The 9,409-nt window shown below is 68.5% G+C and carries 11 protein-coding genes, 1 tRNA gene and 1 riboswitch; of the genes, 7 read left to right on the forward strand and 5 right to left on the reverse strand.

The annotated features are described in order from the left end of the window. Positions 1 to 44: 44 nt before the first annotated feature. Together ACWGIG_RS33115 and ACWGIG_RS33120 are read right to left on the reverse strand one after the other, a co-directional pair. Positions 45 to 1,316 carry a PTS transporter subunit EIIC gene (locus ACWGIG_RS33115; RefSeq protein WP_453325389.1) on the reverse strand — a complete coding sequence of 424 codons (1,272 nt, stop codon included), beginning with the start codon at positions 1,314 to 1,316 and terminating at the stop codon, positions 45 to 47. 355 nt (positions 1,317 to 1,671) lie between these two features. Then, entirely contained in the window at positions 1,672 to 2,967 is a 1,296-nt protein-coding gene (locus tag ACWGIG_RS33120; protein ID WP_453325390.1) for a PTS transporter subunit EIIC, read from the reverse strand. A gap of 246 nt (positions 2,968 to 3,213) precedes the next feature. Here ACWGIG_RS33120 and ACWGIG_RS33125 point away from each other — a divergent pair, with 246 nt between their 5' ends. The 4 genes from ACWGIG_RS33125 to rdgB all read left to right on the forward strand — a co-directional run bounded on the left by ACWGIG_RS33125 (position 3,214) and on the right by rdgB (position 5,394). After that, on the forward strand, positions 3,214 to 3,447 hold the full coding sequence (locus ACWGIG_RS33125; RefSeq protein ID WP_185031809.1) for a glucose PTS transporter subunit EIIB: 234 nt from the start codon (positions 3,214 to 3,216) through the stop codon (positions 3,445 to 3,447). A 117-nt stretch (positions 3,448 to 3,564) separates the two neighbouring features. Continuing rightward, positions 3,565 to 4,317, forward strand: coding sequence for a ribonuclease PH (gene rph, locus ACWGIG_RS33130; protein WP_453325391.1), 753 nt, complete (start codon positions 3,565 to 3,567; stop codon positions 4,315 to 4,317). Between the two features lie 74 nt (positions 4,318 to 4,391). Further along, entirely contained in the window at positions 4,392 to 4,778 is a 387-nt protein-coding gene (locus tag ACWGIG_RS33135) for a hypothetical protein (protein WP_453325392.1), read from the forward strand. Positions 4,779 to 4,788: 10 nt separating this feature from the next. Next, entirely contained in the window at positions 4,789 to 5,394 is a 606-nt protein-coding gene (gene rdgB / locus ACWGIG_RS33140) for an RdgB/HAM1 family non-canonical purine NTP pyrophosphatase (RefSeq protein WP_453325393.1), read from the forward strand. A gap of 144 nt (positions 5,395 to 5,538) precedes the next feature. Here rdgB and ACWGIG_RS33145 read toward each other — a convergent pair. The 3 genes from ACWGIG_RS33145 to bcp form a co-directional block, all read right to left on the reverse strand. Continuing rightward, a tRNA-Leu gene (locus ACWGIG_RS33145) sits at positions 5,539 to 5,622 on the reverse strand. A 47-nt stretch (positions 5,623 to 5,669) separates the two neighbouring features. After that, positions 5,670 to 7,166 carry a glycine betaine/L-proline transporter ProP gene (gene proP / locus ACWGIG_RS33150; RefSeq protein ID WP_453325394.1) on the reverse strand — a complete coding sequence of 499 codons (1,497 nt, stop codon included), beginning with the start codon at positions 7,164 to 7,166 and terminating at the stop codon, positions 5,670 to 5,672. Positions 7,167 to 7,338: 172 nt separating this feature from the next. Then, positions 7,339 to 7,806 carry a thioredoxin-dependent thiol peroxidase gene (gene bcp, locus ACWGIG_RS33155; protein WP_453325395.1) on the reverse strand — a complete coding sequence of 156 codons (468 nt, stop codon included), beginning with the start codon at positions 7,804 to 7,806 and terminating at the stop codon, positions 7,339 to 7,341. A 141-nt stretch (positions 7,807 to 7,947) separates the two neighbouring features. Between bcp and ACWGIG_RS33160 the strand changes: the two genes are divergently transcribed. From ACWGIG_RS33160 to ACWGIG_RS33170, 3 genes are all read left to right on the forward strand, one after another. Beyond that, positions 7,948 to 8,268, forward strand: a complete 321-nt coding sequence (locus ACWGIG_RS33160; protein ID WP_453325396.1) for a DUF3618 domain-containing protein — start codon at positions 7,948 to 7,950, stop codon at positions 8,266 to 8,268. A gap of 100 nt (positions 8,269 to 8,368) precedes the next feature. Next, positions 8,369 to 8,665: a GroES family chaperonin gene (locus ACWGIG_RS33165; RefSeq protein WP_362412162.1), complete on the forward strand. Its 297-nt coding sequence runs from the start codon at positions 8,369 to 8,371 to the stop codon at positions 8,663 to 8,665. A gap of 57 nt (positions 8,666 to 8,722) precedes the next feature. Then, positions 8,723 to 8,793: riboswitch (guanidine-III (ykkC-III) riboswitch) on the forward strand. Positions 8,794 to 8,831: 38 nt separating this feature from the next. Further along, the gene (locus ACWGIG_RS33170; protein ID WP_453325397.1) at positions 8,832 to 9,152 is read left to right on the forward strand and encodes a DMT family transporter; all 321 of its coding nucleotides are present in this window, start codon (positions 8,832 to 8,834) and stop codon (positions 9,150 to 9,152) included. The last annotated feature ends 257 nt before the right edge of the window (positions 9,153 to 9,409 follow it).

The following is a 9,409-nucleotide window of genomic DNA, read 5'->3' on the forward strand; positions in this document are numbered from 1 at the left end:
GGAACCGACTGGTTCCGGGGCCCTTCCGCACACGTGCCGCAGGCTTACTTGGCCTCCGCCTTCTGCAGCTCCGCCAGCTCCTCGTCGGACTCGCGGCCCGGCGTGGGGATGTTGAACTTCGTGATCGCGAAGCGGAAGACGAAGTAGTAGACCACCGCGAAGCAGAGGCCGACCAGGACCAGCATCCACGGCTTGGTGGCGATGCCCAGGTTCAGCAGGAAGTCGATCGCACCGGCGGAGAAGCCGAAGCCGTCCTTCATGCCGAGCGCCCAGGTCAGGGCCATCGAGACACCGGTCAGCACCGCGTGGATGCCGTACAGCACCGGCGCCAGGAACATGAAGGTGAACTCGATGGGCTCGGTCACACCGGTCACGAAGGCGGTGAGCGCCAGCGAGAACATCATGCCGCCGACGATCTTGCGGCGCTCGGGGCGGGCGCAGTGCACGATCGCGAGGCAGGCCGCCGGGAGGGCGAACATCATGATCGGGAAGAAGCCGGTCATGAACTGGCCGGCGCTCGGGTCGCCCTCCAGGAAGCGGGCGATGTCGCCGTGCTTGCCCTCGAACTCACCGGCCTGGAACCACGGGAAGGAGTTCAGCAGGTGGTGCATGCCGACCGGGATCAGCGCACGGTTGGCGACACCGAAGATGCCGGCGCCCACCGCGCCCGAACCGACCAGCCACTCACCGAAGTTGTGCAGGGCCGTGCCGAGGACCGGCCAGATGTAACCGAAGACCACACCGATGACGAGACCCGCGAAGGCGGAGAGGATCGGGACCAGCCGACGGCCGCCGAAGAAGCCCGCCCAGTCGGGCAGCTTGGTCCGGTAGAACTTCTGGTAGAGCAGCGCGACGACGATGCCCATCACGACACCGCCGAGGACACCGGCGTTGACCGGGGCCTCGTTCATGACGATCTTGCCGTCGACGACCGCGGCGACCTTCGGGAGGTTGCCGTCGGTGAAGGTGGCGAGCACCTTCTGGAAGACCAGGTAGCCGGTGACGGCCGCGAGCGCGGTCGAACCGTCCGACTTCTTCGCGAAGCCGATCGCGATACCGACGGCGAACAGGATCGCCATGTTGTCGATGATCGCGCCGCCGCCGGCCGCCATGAACGTGGCGATCTTGTTGACGAACGCACCGAAGGACTCGCGGCCCAGCATGTCGGGCTGGCCGAGGCGGATCAGCAGCGCGCCTGCGGGCAGCACGGCGACCGGCAGCATGAGGCTGCGGCCGATGCGCTGCATGACAGACATCACGCCCGCGCCCTTCTTCTTCTTGTCGGCCGCGGGTGCGGCGGCGCTGGCCTTGGACATCAAGATCCTCCATGGGGGCAAGGCGCCGCCATGGACATCGAGAAGTGGGTGACGGCGGCGTCTCCGGGGGGTTCACACGGGCCGAATCGGTCGGGCGCGTGGTCTACACCACTCAGTGGTGTAGACCAGTTGTAACACGGTGAGGGTGAGATAAGGAACCCACGATTCCGGTGGTCCGGGACACATCTCCGTACAACGGGCAAAGGCCCCCGGACCGCGAGGGTCCGAGGGCCTGTGGGGGAGGGGTGGAAGCCCCTAACCCATTGCTGCTTACAGCTACTTGCCGGGCAGGTGATCCGGCTGCCTGCCGTGCGGCTGCTGCCGCGGCTCGCCGCGCGGCGGCCGGCTCCAGCCGCTACTTCACGTTCGCCTGCTCGATCTCCTCCTCCAGCTCCTCCGGCTCACGCCCCGGGGTCTGCAGGTTGAACTTGATGATCGCGAACCGGAACAGCGCGTAGTACACGACCGCGAAGCACAGCCCGATCGGGATGATCATCCAGGGCTTGGTCGCCAGGTTCCAGTTGATGACGTAGTCGATCAGACCGGCCGAGAAGGTGAAGCCGTCCTTGACGCCGAGCCCCCACGTCACCGCCATCGAGACACCCGTGAGCACGGCGTGCATCGCGTACAGCAGCGGCGCGATGAACAGGAACGAGTACTCCAGCGGCTCCGTGATGCCGGTGACGAAGGACGTCAGACCCACCGAGAGCATCAGACCGCCGACCGCCTTGCGTCGATGCGGCTTGGCGCAGTGGGTGATGGCGAGCGCCGCGGCCGGCAGCGCGAACATCATGATCGGGAAGAACCCGGTGGTGAACTGCCCCGCCGTCGGGTCGCCCGCCAGGAAGCGGTTGATGTCGCCGTGCACCACGGATCCGTCCGGCTTCGTGTAACTGCCGAACTGGAACCAGATGGGCACGTTCAGGAACTGGTGCAGCCCGATCACCAGCAGACCGCGGTTGGCGATGCCGAAGATGCCCGCACCGATCGCGCCGAGCCCGATCATCCAGTCGCTGAAGCTCTCCAGGGCGTTGCCCACCGGCGGCCACACCCACAGGCACAGCGCGGCGAAGGCGATCGCCACGAACGACATGATGATCGGCACCAGCCGCCGGCCGTTGAAGAAGCCGAGCCAGTCGACCAGCTTGGTGCGGTGGTACTTCTGCCAGAAGTACGCGGCCAGCAGCCCCATCACGATGCCGCCGAACACGCCCGGATTCTGGTACGTGAAGGCCGTGACGGCGCCGTCCGCCGCCTGGCACCCGGTGGCCACCGACTTCGCGCCGCCCTCGCAGTCCTGGGGGAACTGGCGCAGCACGTTGTAGTAGACGAGGAATCCCGCCACCGCGGCGAGCGCCGTCGAGCCGTCCGCCTTCTTGGCCATGCCGATCGCGACACCGACGCAGAACAGCAGCGGCAGCCCGATGTTGGCATCCAGCAGCGCCCCGCCGGCGCCCGCGATCACCTTGGCGACGTTGTTCCAGCCGAGCCCGTCCTTGCCGAAGACGTCCGGCTGGCCCAGCCGGGTCAGGATGCCCGCAGCGGGGAGGACCGCGATCGGCAGCTGGAGGCTGCGCCCCATCTTCTGCAGCCCTTGGAAAAGGCCGTTCCACCACTTGGGCGACGGCGCCGCCGCGCTCTGCACACTCATGGACGTCCTCCTGGAACAAGCCATCCCACGCGGGTGTTGCACACTGGTGTAGACCAGTTGCGATACGGTCCCGGGGTGCGGCCGACCAGTACGGCCCACCGCGCACCACCGGTGATCGTCATCCTTTGTCACGTACGCCCCATGTGCCCGAGAAGTTGGGCCAACCGTGAGTTAACGTGACAAAGCGGCCAACGCTGGGCCGACGCAGCGTGATGCAGCGACCTTTGACCATTCAGGGAGAAACACATGGCCACCAAGGCTGAGAAGATCGTCGCCGGGCTCGGCGGGCTCGACAACATCGAAGAGGTCGAGGGCTGCATCACGCGCCTGCGCACCGAGGTCGTCAACCCCGACCTCGTCGACGAGGCCGCACTGAAGGCCGCCGGCGCCCACGGCGTCGTCAAGATGGGCACCGCGATCCAGGTCGTCATCGGCACCGACGCCGACCCGATCGCCGGCGAGATCGAAGACATGATGTGAGCCACTGAGCTCAGGGGAGCCACCGAACTCCCGCCCGAGGGCCCGTTTCCAGCCATGGAAACGGGCCCTCGGGCATTCCGGAACCGGGCGTTCTCGGGCACCGACTAGGCTCGACCCATGTCTCGAATCGACGGCCGCACCCCCGAACAGCTCCGCCCGGTCACCATCGAACGCGGATGGAGCAAGCACGCCGAGGGCTCCGTCCTCGTCTCCTTCGGCGACACGAAGGTCTTCTGCACCGCCTCCTTCACCGAAGGCGTCCCGCGCTGGCGCAAGGGCAGCGGCGAAGGCTGGGTCACCGGCGAGTACTCGATGCTCCCGCGCGCCACGAACACCCGCGGCGACCGCGAGTCGGTCCGCGGCAAGATCGGCGGACGCACCCACGAGATCAGCCGCCTGATCGGCCGTTCGCTCCGCGCCGTCATCGACTACAAGGCCCTCGGCGAGAACACCATCGTCCTGGACTGCGACGTCCTCCAGGCCGACGGCGGCACCCGCACCGCCGCCATCACCGGCGCGTACGTCGCCCTCGCCGACGCCATCGCCTGGGGCAAGTCCAAGAAGCTCATCAAGGCCAACCGCGAACCCCTCACCGGCACGGTCTCCGCCGTCTCCGTCGGCATCGTCGACGGCGCCCCCCTCCTCGACCTCTGCTACGAGGAGGACGTCCGCGCCGACACCGACATGAACGTCGTCTGCACCGGCGACGGCCGCTTCGTCGAGGTCCAGGGCACCGCCGAGGCCGAGCCGTTCGACCGCAAGGAGCTCAACGCCCTGCTCGACCTGGCCGCCGGCGGCTGCGCGGACCTCGCCGCGCTCCAGGCCCGCGCCCTGACCGGGGCAACCGCCGAGACCCCCGACGCGTCCTGACGGTTACGGGCGCACGGAATCAACCCCGTGCGCCCGTCCCACACTGTCTCGTTCCTCGGGGGAGGACCCGCTCCATGCAGCCGTACGCACGCCGAATCGCCCTGACCCTTGCCGCCACCGCTCTCGCGCTGGGGACGACCGTCGGATGCGGAGCCCTCAACAAGGCCATGGACTGCGCCAACACCGCATCCACCATCGCCGCCAGCGTCGACAAGCTCACCCAGGCGATCTCCTCGGCAGCGGAGAACCCCCTCCAGTCCCAGCAGGCCCTGGACGACATCGACCGGGAGCTCAAGACCCTCGGCGACAAGACCGACAACGCCGACCTCTCCAAGGCGGTCAAGGACCTCACGGCGGGCGTCTCCACCGTCCGCAAGGCCATCGACTCGGGCGACACCAGCCCCGACCTGAAGCCGGTCACCGACGCGGCGGGCGAAATCGGCAAGGTCTGCACCCCGTAAATTTGGGCGCATGAGCACCCGCCTGATCCTCGCGACCCGCAACGCCGGCAAGATCACCGAACTCCGTACGATCCTGTCCGCCGCCGACCTGCCCCACGAGCTGGTCGGCACGGACGCGTACCCGGAGATCCCCGACGTCAAGGAAACCGGCGTCACCTTCGCCGAGAACGCCCTCCTCAAGGCCCACGCCATGGCCCGGGCCACCGGCCTCCCCGCCATCGCCGACGACTCCGGCCTCGCGGTCGACGTCCTGCACGGCGCCCCCGGCATCTTCTCCGCCCGCTGGTCCGGCACCCACGGCGACGACCACGCCAACCTGGACCTGCTCCTCGCCCAACTCGCGGACATCGGCCCGGAACACCGCGCCGCCCACTTCGCCTGCGCGGCAGCCCTGGCCCTCCCGGACGGCACGGAGCGGGTGGTCGAAGGCACCATGCCCGGCACCCTGCGCTACGCCCCGGTCGGCAAGAACGGCTTCGGCTACGACCCGATCCTCCAGCCGGACGGGTACGACATCACCTGCGCGGAACTGACCCCGGCCGAGAAGAACGCGATCTCCCACCGGGGGAAGGCGTTCAGGGCGCTGGTGCCGGTGCTGCGGGAGTTGCTGGGCTGAGTGCCCGTCCCGTACGCACGGAAGGGCGTGTACGCAGGACGAAGGGCTGTGAACACACGACGAAGGGCCGCGTACGCACGACGAAGGGCCGTGTACGCACGACGAAGGGCCGCCCGTACGAGACGGGCGGCCCTTCGTGCGCGGTGCGGCCGGGGGGACTCGAACCCCCACGGGTTTTACCCCACTGGGACCTAAACCCAGCGTGACTGCCAGTTCCACCACGGCCGCGTGCGCCCCCATCGTAAGGGGCGCACCCGGGCCGGTGGGGAGGGCCGTCAGAACTTCGGTTCGCGGGCCTGGGACTCCACCAGTTCCGCCGCCTCTTCCCTCGTCTCGACCGACGGCGGGGAACCCGCCAGCGGCTTCTGGGCCGTTTCCTTCATGCAGGCGACCGCGATGATGCCGACCAGTGCCGCCGCCATCGAGTAGTAGGCCGGCATGAGGTTGTTGCCCGTCCAGGCGATCAGGCCGGTGACCACGAGAGGGGTCGTGCCGCCGAAGATCGACGCCGAGAGGTTGTAGCCGACCGAGAGGGAGCCGTAGCGGACGGAGGTGGGGAAGAGGGCGGGGAGGGCTGCCGACATCGTGCCCAGGAGGCAGACCAGGGAGAGGCCCAGCATCAGCAGGCCCGCGATGATCGCCGGGATGCTGCCCTGGCCGAGGAGGAGGAAGGCCGGGAGGGAGAGGACGAAGAAGCCGGTCATGCCGGTCATCAGGAGGGGCTTGCGGCCGAAGCGGTCGCTCAGGCGGCCCACCCGGCTGATGATCACCATCAGGAAGGCCATGACCGCGAGGAGGATCAGGAGGCCGTGGGTCTCCGAGTAGCCCAGCTCCTTGGAGAGGTACGTGGGCATGTACGAGAGCAGCATGTAGTCGGTGACGTTGTACGCGCCGACCAGGCAGATGCAGAGGATGAGGGTGGGCCAGTAGTCGCGGAAGATGCGGCCCAGATCGCCCTTGGTGGACTTCTCGACGGCGTCGGCGGCTTCCGAGGCGCGGGCGTTCTCGGACTCCAGCTTCTGGAAGGCGGGGGTCTCGTCCAGCTTCAGCCGGAGGTAGAGGCCGATGAGGCCCATCGGGGCGGCGACCAGGAAGGGGACGCGCCAACCCCATTCGCGCATGGCGTCGTTGCCGAGGACCGCGGTGAGGGCGGTGACCAGGCCGGCCGCGCCGACGTAGCCCGCGAGGGTGCCGAATTCGAGGAAGCTGCCGAAGAAGCCTCGGCGCTTGTCGGGGGCGTACTCGGCGATGAAGGTGGACGCGCCGCCGTACTCGCCGCCGGTGGAGAAGCCCTGGAGCATCCGGAAGAGGATGAGGAGGATCGGGGCCCAGACGCCGATGGAGTCCCAGGACGGGATGAGGCCGATGGCGAGGGTGCCGATCGACATCAGGATCATCGTGAGGGCGAGGACCTTCTTGCGGCCGACCTTGTCGCCCATGGGGCCGAAGAACATGCCGCCGAGGGGGCGGACCAGGAAGGCCACGGCGAAGGTCGCGAAGGAGGAGAGGAGCTGGGCGGTGTCGTTTCCGGAAGGGAAGAAGACATGGCCGAGGGTGACCGCCAGGTAGCTGTAGATGCCGAAGTCGAACCACTCCATGGCATTGCCGAGGGAAGCGGCCTTCACGGCTCTCTTCACGGCCGCTTCGTCGGTGATGGTGATGTCGGACCGGCGCAGGGGCGGATTCTTGCGGCGATTCAGGGCGCGGAAGAGGACGCGGTGACGCTTTACCGCCTCGGGGTCCTCGGCCCTTTCGGGGGCGGTCGGCGTCATGTGCAGGTCCTCTCGGTGGTCGGGGTTCCAGGAGGTACGTCTGCACGATTGCGACCGGTGCAAACAAAAAATCCCACCCGGTGGGGGTGGGATTCCTGTCACATCGGGCACTTTCCGCCCAGGTCGCACGGCTTGCGCGGCTCGGTCGGCTCGTGTGGCTCGTGTGGCTCGGTCAGATCTTCAGGTCCTTGATGATCTTCGCGACGTGGCCGGTCGCCTTGACGTTGTAGAAGGCGTGCTCGACCTTGCCCTCCTCGTCGACGACGATCGTGGAGCGGATGACTCCGGTCACCGTCTTGCCGTACAGCTTCTTCTCGCCGAAGGCGCCGTAGGAGGTGAGGACCGACTTCTCGGGGTCGCCGACCAGCGTGACCTTCAGGGACTCCTTCTCGCGGAACTTCGCGAGCTTCTCCGGCTTGTCGGGGGAGACGCCGATGACGTCGTACCCGGCGGTGGCCAGCACGTCCAGGTTGTCCGTGAAGTCGCAGGCCTGCTTGGTGCAGCCGGGGGTCAGGGCGGCCGGGTAGAAGTACACGATGACCTTGCGGCCCCGGTGGGAGGCGAGGGAAACGTCGTTGCCGTCGGCGTCGGGCAGCGTGAAGAGGGGGGCGGTGTCGCCGGGGGCGAGGCGCTCGCTCATGGGTACTCCCAGGTGGGGTAGAGGGCTTCGGTGGAGAGAGGGGACGGCTTGAGCGTAATGGGGGTGCCGATGGGTGCGAGTGCGCGGGAGCTGACAGACTGTTCACGACGGATTACCGGACCGGACGACGGAGGCGGCGCAGTGTCGGAAGCCAGGACCCCTGCGCAGATCGAGGCGGACATCGTCCGCAGGCGCGACCAGCTCGCTGTGACGCTCGACGAGATCGGTGTACGGCTGCACCCGAAGACCATCGTGGGCGACGCCAAGGCCAAGGCGCGGTCGGCGGTGGACGAGACCGCCGGGCGGGCGTTCGTCGCGGTCAACCGCAAGGTGACGGACGTTCGGGCGCGGTTCGTGGACGCCGAGGGCGCGCCTCGCATCGACCGCCTGGTGCCGGTGGCCGTGGTCGCCGTGGCGGTCGTGGGTCTGCTCGTCGTGTCCACGCGCCGCCGCAAGCGCTGAACCCCGCTCTCGGCCGGGAACCGTGGGGGCAGGTAGGTTGCGTGACGTGAGCGAGAAGACCCACCCCCAGAGCGACCACGACGACAAGCTGCCGATCCGGATGCTGCACGACCGCGTGCTGGTGAAGTCCGACTCGCCCGAGGGCGAGCGCCGTTCGGGCGGCGGCATCCTGATCCCGGCCACGGCGGCGGTCGGCAAGCGGCTCGCCTGGGCCGAGGTGGTCGCCGTCGGGCAGAACGTACGGACCGTGGTGCCGGGCGACCGGGTGCTGTACGACCCCGAGGACCGCGCCGAGGTCGAGGTGCGGGGCACCGCTTACGTACTGATGCGGGAGCGGGATCTGCACGCGGTGGCGTCGGAGCGGGTGTCGGAGGATTCGACAGGTCTGTATCTGTAGGAGAGCTGCGGGAGTACGTGCGTGAGGGCCTGGTGACCATCGTCACCAGGCCCTCTGCCGTGCCCTTTGCTACCTTGAAGGGACCCCGACGAGACGCGCCGTACCGGGTTTCGACAAGACGACGCACCCCGTGAAGTTCCGCGTTTCTCGCTTCGGAGGTGCCGTCGTGGCATGGGTTCTGTTGATCGTCGCCGGTCTGCTGGAAGTCGGCTGGTCGATCGGGATGAAGTTCACCGAGGGGTTCACCCGGCTGTGGCCGAGCGTGTTCACCGGTGCCGGGATCGTCGTCAGCATGCTGCTGCTCTCGCAGGCCGCCAAGACGCTGCCGATCGGTACGGCGTACGGCGTGTGGGTCGGTATCGGCGCCGCCGGTGCGGCGGTGGTCGGCATGGTCGCGCTGAACGAACCGGTCACCGCCGCACGGATCTTCTTCGTGTGTCTGCTGCTGGTCGCCGTGGTCGGCCTGAAGGCGACCTCGGGCCACTAGCCTGCCTGGACGTCGCTGGTCGGTCCTGGGCGTCGTTGGTCGGTCCTGCCCGTCACCGGTCGGTCCTGGGCGTCCGGCCGGTCCCGGACGTCACCGGCCGGTGCTGAACGTCCGGCCGGTGACGGTTGCTAGCGGGGTGGCGCGTTGCCGCCCGTGTCGCCGCCGTCGTCACCGCCCCCGTCTCCGCCGCCGAGCAGGCCGCCGACCGGGTTGGTGGTGCCGCCGGTGGCGTCGCCGCCCCCGTCCGCGGTTCCTCC

Source organism: Streptomyces sp. NPDC054863 (genome assembly GCF_053610825.1).

Coding starts and splice junctions, on each gene's coding strand:
- ACWGIG_RS33115 (WP_453325389.1), bottom strand. CDS start 1,316: ATGTCCAAGGCCAGCGCCGCCGCACCCGCGGCCGACAAGAAGAAGAAG.
- ACWGIG_RS33120 (WP_453325390.1), bottom strand. CDS start 2,967: ATGAGTGTGCAGAGCGCGGCGGCGCCGTCGCCCAAGTGGTGGAACGGC.
- ACWGIG_RS33125 (WP_185031809.1), top strand. CDS start 3,214: ATGGCCACCAAGGCTGAGAAGATCGTCGCCGGGCTCGGCGGGCTCGAC.
- rph (WP_453325391.1), top strand. CDS start 3,565: ATGTCTCGAATCGACGGCCGCACCCCCGAACAGCTCCGCCCGGTCACC.
- ACWGIG_RS33135 (WP_453325392.1), top strand. CDS start 4,392: ATGCAGCCGTACGCACGCCGAATCGCCCTGACCCTTGCCGCCACCGCT.
- rdgB (WP_453325393.1), top strand. CDS start 4,789: ATGAGCACCCGCCTGATCCTCGCGACCCGCAACGCCGGCAAGATCACC.
- proP (WP_453325394.1), bottom strand. CDS start 7,166: ATGACGCCGACCGCCCCCGAAAGGGCCGAGGACCCCGAGGCGGTAAAG.
- bcp (WP_453325395.1), bottom strand. CDS start 7,806: ATGAGCGAGCGCCTCGCCCCCGGCGACACCGCCCCCCTCTTCACGCTG.
- ACWGIG_RS33165 (WP_362412162.1), top strand. CDS start 8,369: ATGCTGCACGACCGCGTGCTGGTGAAGTCCGACTCGCCCGAGGGCGAG.